Below are 17,805 nucleotides of genomic sequence, written 5' to 3' on the forward strand. Positions count from 1 at the left end.
TATTTTGGATTCTTGCTTTCGAAGGAATGACAAATCATTCTTTATTACTAATGAAAAAAGATCATTTCAAATCACAAATTCTTCAAGGAATCCCTTCGGAATTACCCACAAAAAAGGCCTATCAGAAAAATGGGAATCCAGCACCAAAACGGAAAGACATCCTTTCCAAGGAAGAGAAAAAAATGGCCGTTCAAAATGCGCTACGCTATTTTCCCGAGGCTTGGCACCAAGAACTGGCTGCAGAATTTGCGCAGGAGCTAAAAACCTATGGTCGCATTTATATGCATAGGTTCAAGCCCGATTATGAGATGTATGCGCGACCCATTTCGGATTACCCAGCGAAAACGCATCAAGTGGCAGCCATAATGTTGATGATTCAGAACAATTTGGACCCTGCGGTGGCACAACATCCCGAGGAATTGATCACATACGGAGGAAATGGAGCGGTATTCCAAAACTGGGCCCAGTACCTACTCACCATGAAATATTTGGCTGAAATGACCGAGGAGCAGACCTTGAACATGTATTCAGGGCATCCGATGGGGCTTTTTCCGTCATCCAAAGAAGCGCCAAGAGTGGTCGTTACCAATGGTATGATGATTCCGAATTACTCCAAACCCGACGATTGGGAACGCTTCAACGCATTGGGTGTCACTCAATATGGACAGATGACGGCCGGCTCCTATATGTACATTGGACCGCAGGGCATTGTCCATGGAACCGCCATCACGGTAATGAACGCTTTCAGAAGAGTATTGCAGAAAAATGAATCCTCCGAAGGCAAGATTTTCTTGACCGCTGGACTTGGGGGAATGAGTGGCGCTCAACCCAAAGCCGGAAATATTGCAGGCGGCATCACTATTTGTGCAGAGGTCAACCCCGAAGCGGCCAAAAAACGCCACGACCAAGGATGGGTGGATGAATTGTTGGTGGATTTGGACTTATTGGTGATTCGCACCAAAGAAGCTGTAAAAAATAAAGAGGTGGTTTCTTTGGCGTACATCGGCAATGTAGTTGATGTTTGGGAACGTTTTTATGAAGAGGACATTTTTGTGCACTTGGGATCCGACCAAACCTCCTTACACAATCCTTGGGCGGGTGGTTATTATCCCGTTGGACTTTCTTTTGAGGAATCCAACACCTTAATGGTAGACAATCCCGAAGCATTCAAGGAAAAAGTACAGGAATCGCTACGCCGACAAATCAATGCCATTAACAAACACACCGCCAAAGGCACTTACTTTTTTGACTATGGCAATGCCTTTTTATTGGAAGTTTCCAGAGCGGGCGGTGATGTGATGGCTGAAAACAATATCGATTTCAGGTATCCATCCTACGTTCAGGATATTTTGGGACCTATGTGTTTCGATTACGGATTCGGCCCCTTCCGTTGGGTCTGTACCTCTGGTGACCCCAAAGACCTTCAAAAAACAGATGCCATTGCCCTTGAGGTGATGCAAAAAATAAAATCCGAAGCTCCCGAAGAAATCCAACAGCAGATGCAGGACAACATCAAATGGATTTCGGAAGCGGAACAGAATAAATTGGTGGTCGGTTCTCAAGCGCGAATCCTTTATGCTGATGCCGAGGGACGAAGCAAAATTGCCGATGCATTCAATACCGCCATTGCCAATGGGGAAATCAGTGCTCCCGTGGTATTGGGTCGCGACCATCACGATGTCAGTGGAACCGATTCTCCGTTTCGGGAGACCAGCAATATTTACGACGGCAGCAGGTTCACCGCTGACATGGCCATTCAAAATGTAATCGGCGATAGTTTTAGGGGCGCCACATGGGTTTCCATCCATAACGGTGGAGGCGTTGGTTGGGGCGAAGTCATCAACGGTGGGTTCGGAATGGTGCTCGATGGTTCCAAAGAAGCCTCCATACGATTAAAGAGAATGTTGTTTTTTGATGTGAACAATGGAATTTCCCGTAGAAGTTGGGCCAGAAACAAGGAAGCAAGATTTGCCATTGAACGAGAAATGAAACGAACTCCAAATTTAAAAGTAACTTTACCCCATCTGGTTGAACCGGATATTTTGGACCATCTTTTTTAATGCGATGAAGTACTACGACTCCCCGAAAATAGATCTTTGGACAGGCAGGGTTTCCAACAAATGGTTGTACCTACATGAAAAGGTACATTGCACTCCCTTGACCGAACTTTCGGAACCCCATAAAAAATCGATTGCCCTTTTGGGCTACGCCTGTGATGAAGGAGTCCGTCGTAATCAAGGTAGGGTTGGCGCAGCGGATGGCCCGGATACCATTAAAAGTAGTTTTGGGAAAATGCCCAATCATCTGGCCAGTCATGTATTATTGCAGGATGTAGGCTCCATCAGCTGCACCAACAGCGATATGGAGTCTGCCCAGGAACAACTTGCCGAAGCAGTCACGATGCTTTTAGACAAAAAACAGTTTCCCATTGTTTTAGGTGGCGGACACGATATGGCTTACGGCCACTACAAGGGTATCAAAACCTATTTGGATAGCAAAAAAGAAGGACAGACCATTGGCATCATTAATTTTGATGCACATTTTGATTTGCGGAAAAATTCGGAGCAAAACAATTCGGGGACTCCTTTTTACCAGATTGCCAAGGATTGCCAAAAGGAAGACATTGATTTCAACTATCTCTGTTTGGGCATTCGAAAAGATGCAAATGACCGGATCCTATTTGAAACCGCTCGTGACCTTAAGGCCAATTATATTCTTATTGACACCTTCCAAATCCCATTTTTGGAGGAAATCACCACATGGATCAATGCTTTCGTCAAAAATGTGGACCACATTTATGTAACCATCGATTTGGACGGATTTTCATCGGCCTACGCGCCAGGGGTAAGTGCCGCTTCTCCCATGGGCTTTACTCCCCACATTGTTTTGGAATGTTTGAAAACGATTATAGGTTCTGGAAAGCTGATCAGCTTGGATATTGCCGAGATGAATCCCAAGTATGATATTGACGGGCAAACGGCTAAACTGGCCGCCTCCTTGATGCATTATGTAGCCCACAATATTCATTGAAAGGCATTATCCGGAATTCTCATTTTGAGTAGTGTGAAGGTTTAACACGAATTGCACAAATTAGTACTAATGCTTTATTATCTGCCCGGTCAAGCGAAGTCGAGACCATAGAAAGTAAGACCTCTCGACTGTGCCGAGGTGACATACTATTACTCAAATTCATAAGGTGAAAATTTCGACCTCTCTGTCTCACAAACAAAAAAAGCCTTCCAAACGGAAAGCCTTTCATTGGCAAGCATCAGTCTGATGCTTCAACCTGATTCCAATCATCGCGACTGGAATCCAACACAACGGGACAAAGATAACAAAGGTTTTCGATTAATGGGGTCGAAGGCTATTTTTTTCATCAAACTGCCTTTATAACGTAAGTCACTATTCCCCATATCAACAAGTCGCTATCCTTGGATATCTTGATAGGCTTGTACGCATTGTTTTCCGGCATTAGTGTTATGGAATCCTTTTCCATCAGCAATCGTTTCACGGTAAACTCCCCTTCCAAAAAACAAACTGCTATTTTTCCGTTCTCCGCTTCCAAGCTTCTGTCAATGATCAATAAATCGCCATCATCTAGCCCTGCCCCGGTCATGGATTGCCCACTGACCCTTGCATAAAACGTGGCTTCCTTGTTCTTGATCAAAGTCTTGTCTAAACTGATTCGTTTCTGCTTGAAGTCCTCAGCAGGGGATGGAAATCCTGCTGAGACGGTATTTCTGGAAATGGGAATACTTAAGCTTAGCTCATCATCTGGGGTAAAAAACGTGAGCGAATTGGTTTCTTGAGGTTTTTTTGAGGTCATTTTACTACAATGATGTCATTGATGTCCGTTGTATATCTTGGGGAAAGATGCTCTTGGCGCATTTTCCAGGTCCGTTTTAAATCTTGATTGGCTATTTTCATTTTATAGTCCCCATACCTATCATTCATGCTGTCCATCACCTCCATGATTTTATGGTGTTTTGGATTTTCTGATGAAAACAGGTCCAACTGACGCTCGTTGGTGGGAATCAGACCAGATACGATCACCCCTGCCCTTTTGTACTTGATTCCGGCTTTGAAAATGGTATCCACCGCCTTGACCGCATAACGACTTATGGTAAGACTGGAATCCGTAGCGTAGGGCAAGGTTATAATGGCCGTACCCCTGTCTTGGGGCTCATCCTGCTTATGTCGGTCACTTCTTAAAATGACCACAATATGGTTACAACTGCTCTCTTGGGCCCGTAGTTTTTCGGCGCAACTGCTGGCAAAGGTGGAAATCCGTTCCCGAATATCTTCGATATCGGAATAGGTCCGTTCAAAACTTCTTGTGGTGGCAATTGCTTTTTTGTCCCGGGCATCATCTTCCAAATCCAAGGTAGGTATGCCTTCCAAGTCTTTTTTCAACCGCAACCCAACAATGGCCATTTGCTTTCTCACCCACTTATCGGGCAACTGGGTGAAATCAAAGGCATTTTTTACGTTTCTAGTCTGAAGTCGTTTTAAATTTCCGTGGCCTATGCCCCAAACCGTCTCTATTTTTGACCATTTGAGTGCTTTTATTTGCCCCTCTTCGGATTGGATCACAAAAACCCCTCCGGTCCGGGATTTCAATTTTTTGGCAATCTTATTGGCCACCTTGGCCAGTGCCTTGGTCGGTGCTATACCTATACTGATCGGAATTCCTGTGCTTTTTTGCACCTTGTATTGCATCTCCCTTCCATATGCCTCAAAATCATAGTCCTGGAATCCATCAAACTTTAAAAAAGCCTCATCAATGCTGTACACTTCCATGTCCGGGGTAAATGTTCCCAGAATATTCATCACCCGGGTACTCATGTCGCCGTACAAAGGATAGTTTGACGAGAATACCTTTATCCCATTTTCTTCACAGAACTTCCTGTACTTGAATGCCGGGGCCGCCATAGGGAGGCCCAATTTCTTGGCCTCATCGCTACGCGAGATAAAACAACCGTCATTATTGGAAAGAATGGCCACAGGGATGTTATTGAACTGAGGCTGAAAGGCCCGCTCACATGACGCATAGAAGTTATTGCAATCCACCAACGCAAACATGCCTCAAAGTACTCGATTTTTGCTAAATTACCTAGTAAATCAGTTACGATGAAAATTAGGATACGAGGCAATTCGGTACGTTTTAGACTGACCCAGAGCGAAGTAAAACAGCTTTGTGAAAAAGGTTTTTTTATGGAGACCACCTCTTTCGGGGAAAATGTATTCGGCTATGCCGTACAACTCAGTAAAACTGAACCGACCCTCTCGTCTTCGTATGAAAACAACCGAATCACCTTAAGTGTTCCCGAACAGCTGGCAAAAAACTGGGATTTGGATGAACGTGTTGGCTTTGAACACACCCTCACCACCAAGAACGGGACAAAACTCCATCTACTTCTTGAAAAAGATTTTACCTGCTTGGACAATACCCTGGAAGACCAATCGGATAATTATCCCAACCCCAAACTGCAACATTGAACCCCATGGAAAAAGAATTCAAACGAAACATTTCACTTACGGGGGATATCCAATTTACCGGATTGCGTCTTAAGGAACCCATGCATACCGCTGCCGGTTTCTTGGGGGTAAAAGAAGCTTTGAGACACAGTTTCAAGGAAATGGGCATTGTGCGCTCCATGAAGGCTCTGCTCGAAATGAACCAAGAAGACGGTTTTCGGTGTCCTAGCTGTGCGTGGCCCGTTCCCGAACACCCCTCCAAGGTTGCGGAATATTGCGAAAATGGGGCCAAGGCGTTGGCCGACGAAGCTACCCATGAACATATAGGTGCCGAGTTTTTCAGTAAGCACTCGGTAGAGGAACTATCCCAACTCAGCGATTATCAACTCAACAAGTTGGGTCGGATCATAGAGCCCATGGTGCTCAGGCCAGGAAAGGTACATTACGAACCCATTGCATGGCAGGAGGCTTTTGATTTACTATCTAATGAACTCCATCAATTAAACGACCCCAATGAGGCCATTTTTTATACCTCTGGACGATCCAGTAATGAAGCCGCCTATTTGTACGGCATGTTTGCCCGCGCTTTGGGCACCAACAACATGCCCGATTGTTCCAATATGTGCCATGAGTCATCCGGTGTGGCACTATCCGAGACCCTCGGCATTGGAAAAGGTTCGGTAACCTTGGATGATCTCTATGGCGCCGAAGTTATTTTGGTCGTGGGCCAAAACCCGGGGACCAATCACCCCAGAATGCTCTCTGCCCTTGAAAAATGCAAAAAGAATGGGGGAAAAGTCATCAGCATCAACCCTCTGGCGGAAACGGGACTGGTGAACTTTAAAAACCCGCAAAACGTTTCGGATATGTTGGGCAGTGGGCAGCCCATTGCCGACCTACACCTTCCTGTTCGCATCAATGAGGACATTGCACTCGCCAAACTGATCTTGAAGAAATTGGTGGCCCACGATGCCAAAAACAGCAATGTCCTGGACCATGAATTCATTGTGGAATATGTGGATGGCTATGATGAACTGCTCAAAGATTTGGAGCACTTCGATTACGAAACACTTCAGCGGAGAACTGGGGTTTCCATGCGAAAAATTGACAAGACCGTTCGGTTATTGGCCGAAAATTCCAAAATCGTGATCTGTTGGGCCATGGGCATCACCCAACATAAAAATGCCGTGGAATGCATCCAGGAATATGTGAACATTTTACTGCTGAAAGGAGCCATCGGGAAACCATTTGCGGGCACTTGTCCCGTTCGGGGACATAGCAATGTACAAGGGGACCGCTCAGTGGGCATCCATCATTTTGTGAATGAAGGATTGAACAAGAGGATTCGGGAACATCTCGGTTTTGAGCCTCCGACCCAAAGAGGGTATGATGTTGTAGAGGCCATCCAAGCCATGCACGAAAACAAGGCCAAGGTCTTTGTTTGTTTGGGAGGGAATTTTGCCATGGCCGCCTCGGATACGGCATACACTGCCAAAGCGCTTCAAAATTGCAGCCTGACGGTACAGATCAGCACCAAGCTCAACCGCAGTCATTTGATTACGGGCAAAACCGCACTGTTGCTTCCCACTTTTGGTCGCTCTGAGAAGGATGAGAAGAACGGCTCCCTTCAATTTCTGACCATGGAAAGCAGCACGGGAAAAGTCCGCCAAAGCAAAGGTTTGTTGAAACCGGCTTCGGAGCATATCAAAAGTGAACCGGAAATCATCGCATTGATGGCCCACACCTATTTTAAAGGGGAACATACGATGGACTGGGAGGCTTTGGGAGCGGATTACGACCTCATCCGAAGTTTAATTGATAAAACCATAAAGGGATTCAAAAATACCAGTGAACAGTCCAAAGGTTTTGGGTATTACCTGCCCAACAATGTACGCAAACGGGACTTTAGAATGCTGCCCAACGGCATGGCACAGCTTACCATCAATACATTGCCGGACCATGGTCTAAAAATGAATGAATTCTTGTTGATGACCATTCGGTCCCATGACCAGTTCAACACCACCATTTATGGTTTGAATGACCGTTATCGAGGTGTTCACAATGAGCGTCGCGTGGTGTTCATGAACCAAGATGATATGGAGCAGCATCAACTGAAAAAACTGGATATTGTGCATCTACATAGCGAATATGATGGTATCCAACGGACCGCAGAACAATTTCTGGTCATTCCTTATGAAATTCCCAAAGGGAACATGGCCGCTTACTTCCCTGAAACCAATCTGCTGGTGCCCCACAACCATTTTGCGGATAAGAGCCAGACCCCCATCAGCAAATCCATCAAGGTAACGGTTGAAAAAATATAGTGTCGATTATTTAAACGCTGGAATACCGGTAATATCAGCCCCAGTGATCAACAAATGAATGTCATGGGTGCCTTCGTAGGTAATCACGCTTTCCAAATTCATCATGTGGCGCATGATGCTATACTCCCCGGTGATTCCCATTCCACCCAGAACCTGTCTGGCTTCGCGGGCAATCTTTAGGGCCATGTCCACATTATTACGTTTGGCCATAGAAATTTGGGCCGTGGTGGCACGTCCTTCATTTTTTAATTGCCCCAAACGAAAGGCCAACAACTGGGCCTTGGTTATCTCGGTGATCATTTCGGCCAATTTCTTTTGCTGTAACTGATAGGCCGCAATGGGTTTCCCAAATTGGATGCGCTCCTTGGCATATCGCAGTGCCGTATCATAACAATCCATGGCAGCTCCGATAGCGCCCCAGGCAATACCATATCGGGCGGAATCCAAACAGCCCAACGGCGCACCCAACCCACTCTTACCGGGCAACAGGTTATCTTTGGGGACCTTTACATTGTCAAAAATAAGTTCCCCCGTAGCTGAAGCGCGAAGCGACCATTTGTTATGGGTTTCCGGGGTGGAAAAACCTTCCATGCCCCTTTCCACGATCAAACCATGGATACGACCTTCTTCATTCTTGGCCCAAACTACGGCAACATCAGCAAAGGGAGAATTGGAAATCCATAATTTTGCTCCGTTCAACAGGTAATGGTCTCCCATATCCTTGTACTTGGTTTCCATACCGCCGGGATTGGAACCATGGTTGGGTTCGGTCAAACCAAAACAGCCCATCCATTCGCCCGTGGCCAGTTTTGGCAAGTATTTTTTACGTTGTTCTTCCGATCCGTAGGCAAAAATGGGATACATGACCAAGGAAGACTGTACCGAAGCCGTGGAACGCACTCCGCTGTCCCCCCGTTCAATCTCCTGCATGATCAAACCATAGCTGATTTGATCTAGTCCCGCACCTCCATATTCTTCTGGAATGTACGGACCAAATGCACCTATTTCGGCCAGACCTTTGATAATCTGCTTGGGAAACTCTGCCTTTTGGGCGTATTCCTCTATGATGGGGGAGATATCCCGTTTTACCCATTGGCGGGCAGCATCCCTTACCAGCTTATGCTCTTCGGAAAGAAGATCGTCAAGATTATAATAATCCGGTGCTTCAAATAGATCAGGCTTCATTCGGAAAAAATTTATCTAAAAGTTATGCCGAAATTTAACAATTTAATCTATCACTGTTGCATTTTTAAATAAAATGATTTGGTCAAATCCGTATACTGCTCGGTGTATTGGTGCCGTTCGGTCTCTATGATGAGCTCATCCACTGAAGTGTTCGCTTCTGAGCGTCCAAATTCCAACAAACTCCTCTTGAAATTTGCTTTTGGGTTTCCCTTCACCCTAGTAATTCTCTTGATGAACAATCCAGATGTCTTGGCCAAGGACACAAAACCTTCTTCTTCCTTAAAAGGAACAATGACCGAAAAAACACCCGTATCGGAAAGAAGTTTTGCCGCTCCCTCTATCAGCTCATCAAAGGGCAATGAGCTGTTCTGACGGGCTTGATCCCTTGAAGCATCCCCACTGGATACATTCTCCGAATAGAACGGCGGATTGGAAACAATCAAATCGTAATGATCATCAACCTCATCCACAAATTCATCCAATCCCGCATGATAACAGAACAGTCGGTCTGACCATGCAGAGGCTTCAAAATTGGCAACACATTGTTCGTAAGCGGCCTCATCCAACTCAATGGCATCTATGAGTTCGGCAGGAGAGCGTTGTGCCATTTGCAAGGCAATCAATCCGGTGCCTGCGCCAATATCCAAGATGGAATCGGGTTGGTGCTCCAAAGAGGTCCATGCCCCCAGCAAAACCCCATCCGTACCCACTTTCATGGCACAGCGATCTTGGTGTACCGTGAATTGTTTGAATTGAAATTCACCCATAAACACAAAGATAATTGGAAAATAGTCCCCAAAGAAAACCATGACTTTGCTTTGTAACCCAATTACCTCGTCAATTGAAAACCAACATTCGTTGGCTGAAAATGGGCATCCGTTAGATCACCCTTATTTCTTTTAATGCTATACCCTTTATTCGTGGCTTAAATAACGAATAGGCTAACTCCTATTCCATAAAATTCCAATTCTTAAACATCTTATTATGAAGAAAATTTTAGTTGCGATTGCCATCATTGCTGGTACTTTTCAAATGGTTCAAGCACAAGAAGAAGGTAAATTCCGTGTTGGGTTAGACCTTGGCTATGCCATGCCAGATGGTGGCGGTGGTTTATCAACCGGCCTTGAGGCTAAATATAATGTTGCAGATAACATGAATGTGGGTATTCGTTTTGAATCTGCAATTATGGCTAAAAATGTAACCGACACTGGATTGACCGTTGAAGCTGATTTGGCTGCAAATTCATCCTACTTAGGAACTTTTGACTACTACTTCCATAACGGGAGTTCTTCATTTGCTCCGTTTGTAGGAGCGGGTGCCGGTTATACAGCTTTAGCAAATATCAGCTTTGAGGACTTTGGGGATGCTGAAGCAGAAGTAGATGGAAAATTTGGTGGTCTAATCCGTACAGGTTTCGAATGGGGGAAATTTCGTCTAGCTGCAAGCTACAATTTAATAGGAAAAACAGAAATCGAAAGTGCTGAAATTAAAAACTCCTACTTTGGAATTTCCTTAGGTTTCTACGTAGGTGGGGGTAAATGGAAAAAATAAAACTGGCTTTTCAGTTCTATACCAACAACCACAAAAAGGGCAGCCATTGGCCGCCCTTTTTATTTTATGACAATCACTCTTCCAATCTTCCTGGCTCCCTTGTTTCGGAACCTTCCAAATCGAACAAGGAATCTCCCAATCGTTGTCGCATAGAATTTGCCAAAACTTTAATTTCAGCCACAATCTCGGGATGGGCTTCGGCCACATTGTTGGTCTCACCGACATCGTTGACCACATCATAAAGTTCAATTTCCTCCATATCAACGTATCGGTAGTTTCCTGGCTGTCCATCCTTGCCCGGCTCCTGGCCATCCATGGTCCGGTAACGATGTGGGAAATACATCTTCCATTTCCCATACCGCACCCCGAACATTTCGTTTACCCGATAATAGAAAAAGTAAGCATCTTGCACGGGCTCTGTACGCTCTCCCGTTAAAATGGACCATGCATTTTTACCATCAATCACTTGTTCCGGCAATTTGGATTCGGTGACATGGGCAATGGTGGGCAGGACATCTATGGCCATCATGGGCACATCCACTGTTCTCCCCGGCTTGAGCTTTTTGGGGTATTTCATAATAAATGGCTCGCGTTGTCCCCCTTCCCAAGCGGTACCCTTTCCTTCCCGAAGGGGGAGGGCACTTCCGGCATGGTTTCCATAGGAAAGCCAAGGCCCGTTGTCCGAAGTAAAGATGACCATGGTATTCTCTTCAAGTCCATTGTCTTTAAGTGCTTGCATGATCTGGCCCACAGACCAGTCAATCTCCATGATCACATCCCCGTATAGCCCTCTTTCCGATTTCCCTTTAAACTTATCCGAAACGAACAGTGGCACGTGGGGTTGTGGATGTGGTACATATAAAAAGAAGGGCTTATCCTTGTTTCTCTTGATAAAATCCACACTTCGCTCTGTAATCTGTGTAGTCAATTGGGATTGCTCCACCAAGGTGTCGATAACGGTCTCGTTTTCGTAGAGTGGGAGGTCCGGAAAATTAAAAATAGGGCCCTGTTGGGGATGATAGGGCCACATATCATTGGAATATGGAATTCCGAACCACTCATCGAACCCGTGTCGAGTGGGCAAAAACTTTTTGTGGTGTCCCAAGTGCCATTTTCCATAAATGGCCGTTGCATATCCCTTCTCCTTCAACATTTCGGCCAAGGTGGTCTCTGTGTCATTGATGCCGTGGGTGTTATCGGGCCCCAAGGCGTTATGGATACCAATCCGATTGGGATAACAACCCGTTAAAATTCCAGCTCTGGAAGCGGAGCATACGGCTTGGGCCGCATAATAATGGGTCATTTTAACCCCATCTGCCGCCATCTGGTCCAGATTGGGAGTTTTGATATTGGGCGAACCAAAAACCCCAACATCTTGGTAGCCTTGATCGTCCGTAAAAATCAACACTATATTGGGTGAACGCTCTTCCTCCTTGACGGGAGCCTTCTTTTCTCCACAAGAAATCAGTCCTAAAACAAGAAATACAAAGAAATATCGAAACATATCGTAAAATAAAAGGTTGCCCTAAATATAGGTGAAAACCACAAATCTTACGACCCCAAATACAATTCCACGAGACCTTCCGGTGTTCTTACATGGATTTCCCTCTTCTCCCGATCTACTTTCTTTATGATGTCATCGGTGATGGGAATCAAGAGTTCCTTCCCATCCTTTTCAGCTTCAAACAGTTCCTGCGAAGCGCTATCGTTTATAGAGACTATGGTCCCAATATTTCCATGGACCTCATCCATCAATGCAAACCCAATGACTTCATGGAAATAAAACTTATTTCCGGTAAGGGGCGGGAGCATTTCCAAGGGGAGATACAATTCCGAACCTATGATCTTATCCGCGGTGGCCTCATCCTTGACCTCTTCAAAATCGATGCGGAGCAGGTTGGATTTGTGCAATCGGCAACGGTCAATAAAAAATGGAATCAGATTGTTTCCCAATGAAACAAAAACTGATTCCATGTTTTCGTAGATTTCAGGTTCATCAGTGTCCAATTTGACCAACACCTCACCTTTAAAACTATATTTTGAAACGACTTTGCCCAGGTAGAAGCAATCTTCCTTGCGCATCGCCTTCTCTTCTATTCTTCTTCTTTGGCAGCTTCCTCAGCGGCAGGAGCCTCCTCAGCAGGAGCTTCAGCAGCAACTTCTTCGGTAGCGGCCTCGGCAGTCTCTTCGGCAACTTCTTCAGCTACTTCCTCTTCTGGCAAAGCGGCAGCGGCTCTTTTCTCGTTTACTTCCTTCTCAGCTTCCAAAGCCTTTGCCTTGGCTTCAGCCTCAGCTTTGCTTAATCCATCTTTTTTGGCTTGAACGGCAGCTTCTTTCTCTTCCAACCAAGCTTTGAACTTCTCCTCAACTTGCTCTTCGGTCAAAGCACCTTTGCGAACACCGCCCAACAAGTGGTGCTTCAACAAAACTCCTTTGTAAGAAAGAATGGCCCTGGCAGTATCGGTAGGCTGTGCACCATTTTGCAACCATTTTACAGATCCGTCAATATCCAAATCGATGCTGGCAGGATTGGTATTAGGGTTGTAGGTACCCAATTTTTCCAAGAATTTACCGTCTCTTTTTGCTCTGGAATCTGCGGCAACCACCCAATAAAATGGTTTACCTTTTTTACCGTGTCTCTGAAGTCTAATTTTTACTGGCATATCACATTAATTTGTAGGGTGCCCGACCCTTGTTATTAATTCTTTTTAATCGCTTGTCTCTTAAGCGGGTGCAAATATAGTTCAAATCCCCAAACCAACAACAGGTTTTTTGTTTTTTGTTGGTTGATAAATCTTAAAAACTACATTTTCTAAAACCTGCATGTTTGTATATTTTTAGACATTGATTTTTCCACTCCGAAAACGGCAAGCACATGTACCTAATATTTGATACCGAGACCACAGGATTGCCCAAGCGCTGGGACGCCCCCATCACCGATACGGATAATTGGCCGAGGTGTGTACAGATTGCTTGGCAACTGCACGATGAAATAGGCAACGTGGTGGAGCATCAAGACTTTTTGGTACGGCCCGATGGGTTCAACATTCCTTATGAAGCAGAACAGGTACACGGTATCTCCACAGCATTGGCCGAACAAGATGGGGAATCACTGGAATTTGTTCTTGAGGCTTTCAATAAAGCATTGGTCCAGGCAAAATTTGTTGTGGGACAAAATGTAGGTTTCGATGTGAATATCATGGGGTGCGAATTCCACAGAAAAGGAGTGGACAGCTTACTGACCGAACTACCCGTTCTGGACACCTGTACGGAACATACCGCGGAACTCTGTAAAATTCCTGGGGGCCGCGGGGGTAAATTCAAGCTGCCCACCCTCACCGAGCTTCACGAATTTCTTTTTGGGGAACCTTTTGCCGAGGCCCACAATGCCACCGCCGACGTTGAAGCCACCACAAGATGTTTTCTGGAATTGGTTCGAAAAAAGCAGTTCACTGCCCAAGAATTGGATGTTCACCCCGACTATTTTGAACGTTTTTCCGAGGCCAATCCACAGGAAATCCAACTGATTGGATTAAAGCACATCAACCTAAAGGCAGCATCCAAAAAGATTGCAGATGTCCTTTGGGCACAAGATACCGGTGACATTTCCGAGGCTGAAATCCAAGAGAACATAGAAACCTTGGAAGATGCTCCTTTTGTGCATCTTCACAACCACTCCCAATTTTCGGTCCTCCAATCCACCATCAACATAAGGGATTTGGTTAAGGCCACCGCAGACCATCACATGCCCGCCGTTGCACTGACGGACCATGCCAATATGATGGGCGCCTTTCACTTTGTGAAAGAAATCATGACCCACAATAAAGGCGTCAAGGAACGAAATGCCGAACTGGAGGAAAAGGGAGAACCTACCACTGAAAAGGAAATTACCCCCATTGTGGGATGCGAATTTTACGTTTGCGAAGACCATACCAATAAAAATGTAAAGGACTATGGCTATCAAATTGTGCTATTGGCCAAAAACAAGGCAGGTTACCAAAATCTGGCCAAAATGTCCTCCATTGCCTACACCAATGGATTTTATTATGTGCCCCGTATCGACAAAAAGATTGTGGAGCAGTACAAGGAAAATGTGATTGCCCTGACAGGAAACCTTTATGGCGAGGTACCCAATAAAATCTTGAATGTTGGTGAAAAGCAAGCCGAAGAAGCTCTATTGTGGTGGAAAAAGCATTTTGGCGACGACCTCTACATAGAAATGATGCGCCACGGCCAGGAAGATGAAGACCGGGTGAACCAGGTTTTGGTGCAGATGGCCAAAGACCATGATGTAAAGTTGGTGGCCACCAACAACACCTATTATTGTGATAAAAAAGATGCCGAGGCACACGATATCCTACTTTGCGTAAAGGATGGGGAAAAACAGGCCACGCCCATAGGTCGAGGTCGGGGGTACCGCTACGGACTGCCCAATCAAGAGTACTACTTCAAATCTTCAGATGAGATGAAGGAACTATTCAAGGATATCCCCGAAGCCATCCTCAACATAAAGGAGATTGTGGATAAAATAACCCCATATGACCTAGCCAGTGAAATCCTTCTTCCCAAATTTGAGATTCCAGAGGAATTCAAGGTCAAGGAAGATGAGGCAGACGGAGGAAAACGGGGCGAGAATGCTTATTTAAGGCACATTACCTATGAAGGGGCCAAAAAACGATATGGGGAAATCACCCCTGAAATCTCGGAACGTATCGATTTTGAGCTGGCCACCATAGAGAATTCGGGATATCCGGGATATTTCCTTATCGTGGAAGACTTTATCCGCGAAGCTCGGAACATGGGGGTTTCCGTTGGACCCGGAAGGGGTTCGGCAGCAGGTTCGGTTGTGGCCTACTGTTTGACCATTACCAACATTGACCCCATCAAATACGACCTGCTTTTTGAGCGTTTCCTGAATCCAGACAGGGTGTCCATGCCCGATATCGATATTGATTTTGATGATGAGGGCCGGGGAAGGGTCATGGATTATGTCATCAATAAATATGGAGCAAATCAGGTAGCACAGATCATCACTTATGGTACCATGGCAGCCAAATCTTCCATCCGGGATACGGCAAGGGTCTTGGATTTACCTTTGAATGATGCCGATCGCATTGCCAAGCTCATTCCCAACATGTCCAAATTGGGCAAAATATTTGGGGTTGATGAGGCCGATTTGCGTAAAAAGTTCCGATCGGATGAATTGGAAAAGGTCCATGAATTATTGAACATCTCCGAAGGGGATGATCTCGAAGGCCAGACGGTGAATATGGCCCGGGTTCTGGAAGGGTCCTTGCGAAACACCGGAATCCATGCTTGCGGGGTCATTATCACCCCAGATGATATTACCAACTTCGTTCCCGTATCCGTCGCCAAGGATTCGGACTTATATGTGACCCAGTTCGACAACTCCGTTGTGGAAAGTGCCGGACTCCTAAAGATGGACTTCTTGGGATTGAAGACACTGACACTCATCAAGGATACGGTGAAAATCGTTAAGGCACGGACCGGGATGGAATTGATCCCGGATGATTTTCCGTTGGACGATGAAAAGACGTATGAGCTTTTTCAGCGCGGGGATACGGTAGGGATATTCCAATACGAATCACCCGGGATGCAAAAACACATGAAAAACCTGAAACCTACGGTTTTTGATGACCTTATCGCCATGAATGCCCTATACCGTCCGGGGCCCATGGAATATATCCCCAGCTTTATTGCCCGTAAGCATGGTGACGAGGAAATCACCTACGACCTTCCTGAAATGGAGGAGTACCTTCAGGAAACTTATGGCATCACGGTATACCAAGAGCAGGTGATGTTGCTTTCCCAAAAGCTGGCCGGTTTCTCCAAAGGTGATGCGGACGTACTACGTAAAGCAATGGGAAAAAAGATTTTCGCCCTGCTACAAAAATTGAAACCCCAATTCTTGAACGGTGGTGAGAAAAATGGACACCCCCGCGATATTCTGGAAAAAATTTGGAAGGACTGGGAAGCATTTGCCTCCTATGCGTTCAATAAAAGTCACTCCACCTGCTACGCCTATATTGCCTATCAAACGGCATATTTAAAGGCCCACTACCCGGCCGAATACATGGCCGCCGTACTGTCCAACAACATGAACGACATTAAGCAGGTAACCTTCTTCATGGAGGAATGTAAACGTATGGGCTTGGAAGTTTTGGGTCCGGATGTCAACGAATCCTATTACAAGTTTGCCGTGAACAAAGACAATGCCGTGCGTTTTGGCATGGGTGCCATTAAAGGCGTGGGGCGTTCCGCGGTGGAAACCATTGTGGAACAAAGAAAAGAAGGTGGCCCCTATAAATCTGTATTTGATTTGGCCAAGCGGGTCGATTTAAGGGCCGCCAATAAAAAGGCTTTTGAAAACTTGGCCTTAGCCGGTGGGTTTGATTCATTTGGGGACACCCATAGGGCACAATATTTCCATCATGAAGGGGACGAGGTCACCTTTTTGGAAAAAGCCGTCAAGTATGGTGCAAAATTCCAGGAGAATGAAAATTCTTCCCAAGTAAGCCTTTTTGGGGATGCCAGTGAGGTACAGATTCCCGAACCTGTGGTACCACCTTGCGAGGATTGGGGCACCATGGAAAAACTCCGCAGGGAAAAAGAAGTGGTGGGCATCTACATTTCTGGACACCCCTTGGATGACTTTAAAAAAGAGATCACAGCTTTCTGCAATAGCAGTGTTTCTGCATTTACCAACTTGGAAGAATATGTAAACAGAGAGCTATCCGTTGCTGGCGTCATTACGGATGTGCAACATCGGGTATCCAAAAACGGAAAAGGATGGGGCCTCTTTACCCTTGAAGACTACACCGACTCTCATGAATTCCGAATTTTTGGCGAAGAGTACCTCAAATTTCGCCATTTTTTAATGATCAACTCCTTTATCTATATCAAAGCCTATGTGCGTGAAGGTTGGGTAAACCGTGATACAGGCAAAAGAGGGGAACCTCGTTTACAGTTCAATGATTTTAAACAACTACAAGATGTCATGGATGCCTATGCCAGAAAGCTGACCATTAAACTGGATATAGCCCGTTTGCAGGAAAAAAGGATTCAAGCACTGAAAAACACTTTACATTCCTACAAAGGAGATCATCCCCTTAATTTTGTGGTATACGAAATGCAGGATGAGATAAAACTGAACCTATCCAGCCGAAAACAGAAAGTAAAGATCAGTAGCGAACTACTATCCGCATTAGAAGAAAGTGAAATTCATTATAAGTTAAACTGAGCCCAT

General features: G+C 45.5%; 13 protein-coding genes. 6 read left to right on the forward strand and 7 right to left on the reverse strand.

Annotated elements, in window-relative coordinates; genetic code table 11:
• Positions 1-50 precede the first annotated feature (50 nt).
• Both ACP14V_RS14265 and hutG read left to right on the forward strand, forming a co-directional pair.
• Positions 51-2,060, forward strand: coding sequence for a urocanate hydratase (locus ACP14V_RS14265; RefSeq protein WP_272608668.1), 2,010 nt, complete (start codon positions 51-53; stop codon positions 2,058-2,060).
• 4 nt (positions 2,061-2,064) lie between these two features.
• Positions 2,065-3,030, forward strand: a complete 966-nt coding sequence (hutG, locus tag ACP14V_RS14270) for a formimidoylglutamase (RefSeq protein ID WP_272608669.1) — start codon at positions 2,065-2,067, stop codon at positions 3,028-3,030.
• A gap of 346 nt (positions 3,031-3,376) precedes the next feature.
• Here hutG and ACP14V_RS14275 read toward each other — a convergent pair whose 3' ends face one another.
• The gene (locus ACP14V_RS14275) at positions 3,377-3,826 is read right to left on the reverse strand and encodes a LexA family protein (RefSeq protein ID WP_272608670.1); all 450 of its coding nucleotides are present in this window, start codon (positions 3,824-3,826) and stop codon (positions 3,377-3,379) included.
• Positions 3,823-5,082 (reverse strand): Y-family DNA polymerase, encoded by a 1,260-nt coding sequence (locus ACP14V_RS14280; RefSeq protein ID WP_272608671.1) that lies wholly within the window; start codon positions 5,080-5,082, stop codon positions 3,823-3,825. Before ACP14V_RS14280 ends, ACP14V_RS14275 begins: the two co-directional genes overlap by 4 nt.
• A gap of 48 nt (positions 5,083-5,130) precedes the next feature.
• Between ACP14V_RS14280 and ACP14V_RS14285 the strand changes: the two genes are divergently transcribed.
• Both ACP14V_RS14285 and ACP14V_RS14290 read left to right on the forward strand, forming a co-directional pair.
• Positions 5,131-5,499, forward strand: a complete 369-nt coding sequence (locus tag ACP14V_RS14285; RefSeq protein WP_272608672.1) for a DUF7009 family protein — start codon at positions 5,131-5,133, stop codon at positions 5,497-5,499.
• Positions 5,500-5,504: 5 nt separating this feature from the next.
• Positions 5,505-7,802, forward strand: coding sequence for an FdhF/YdeP family oxidoreductase (locus ACP14V_RS14290; RefSeq protein ID WP_272608673.1), 2,298 nt, complete (start codon positions 5,505-5,507; stop codon positions 7,800-7,802).
• 6 nt (positions 7,803-7,808) lie between these two features.
• On the opposite strand, the gene ACP14V_RS14295 is transcribed toward ACP14V_RS14290, so the two are convergent.
• Both ACP14V_RS14295 and ACP14V_RS14300 read right to left on the reverse strand, forming a co-directional pair.
• Complete coding sequence (locus ACP14V_RS14295; protein WP_272608674.1) at positions 7,809-8,987, reverse strand: acyl-CoA dehydrogenase family protein; 1,179 nt, start codon at positions 8,985-8,987, stop codon at positions 7,809-7,811.
• 50 nt (positions 8,988-9,037) lie between these two features.
• The gene (locus ACP14V_RS14300) at positions 9,038-9,754 is read right to left on the reverse strand and encodes a tRNA1(Val) (adenine(37)-N6)-methyltransferase (protein WP_272608675.1); all 717 of its coding nucleotides are present in this window, start codon (positions 9,752-9,754) and stop codon (positions 9,038-9,040) included.
• Positions 9,755-9,971: 217 nt separating this feature from the next.
• Between ACP14V_RS14300 and ACP14V_RS14305 the strand changes: the two genes are divergently transcribed.
• Positions 9,972-10,538 (forward strand): OmpW family outer membrane protein, encoded by a 567-nt coding sequence (locus tag ACP14V_RS14305; protein ID WP_272608676.1) that lies wholly within the window; start codon positions 9,972-9,974, stop codon positions 10,536-10,538.
• 73 nt (positions 10,539-10,611) lie between these two features.
• Here the strand turns inward: ACP14V_RS14305 and ACP14V_RS14310 are convergent, their stop codons facing one another.
• From ACP14V_RS14310 to ACP14V_RS14320, 3 genes are read right to left on the reverse strand one after another with little or no spacing between them, the layout of a single operon-like run.
• On the reverse strand, positions 10,612-12,042 hold the full coding sequence (locus ACP14V_RS14310) for a sulfatase family protein (protein WP_272608677.1): 1,431 nt from the start codon (positions 12,040-12,042) through the stop codon (positions 10,612-10,614).
• Between the two features lie 47 nt (positions 12,043-12,089).
• On the reverse strand, positions 12,090-12,620 hold the full coding sequence (gene rimM, locus ACP14V_RS14315) for a ribosome maturation factor RimM (protein WP_272608678.1): 531 nt from the start codon (positions 12,618-12,620) through the stop codon (positions 12,090-12,092).
• An 11-nt stretch (positions 12,621-12,631) separates the two neighbouring features.
• The gene (locus ACP14V_RS14320; protein ID WP_272608679.1) at positions 12,632-13,201 is read right to left on the reverse strand and encodes a 30S ribosomal protein S16; all 570 of its coding nucleotides are present in this window, start codon (positions 13,199-13,201) and stop codon (positions 12,632-12,634) included.
• 212 nt (positions 13,202-13,413) lie between these two features.
• Between ACP14V_RS14320 and dnaE the strand changes: the two genes are divergently transcribed.
• Complete coding sequence (dnaE, locus tag ACP14V_RS14325; RefSeq protein ID WP_272608680.1) at positions 13,414-17,799, forward strand: DNA polymerase III subunit alpha; 4,386 nt, start codon at positions 13,414-13,416, stop codon at positions 17,797-17,799.
• The last annotated feature ends 6 nt before the right edge of the window (positions 17,800-17,805 follow it).

The sequence above is a fragment of the Flagellimonas alvinocaridis genome (assembly GCF_965248585.1).
Taxonomy (GTDB): domain Bacteria; phylum Bacteroidota; class Bacteroidia; order Flavobacteriales; family Flavobacteriaceae; genus Flagellimonas; species Flagellimonas alvinocaridis.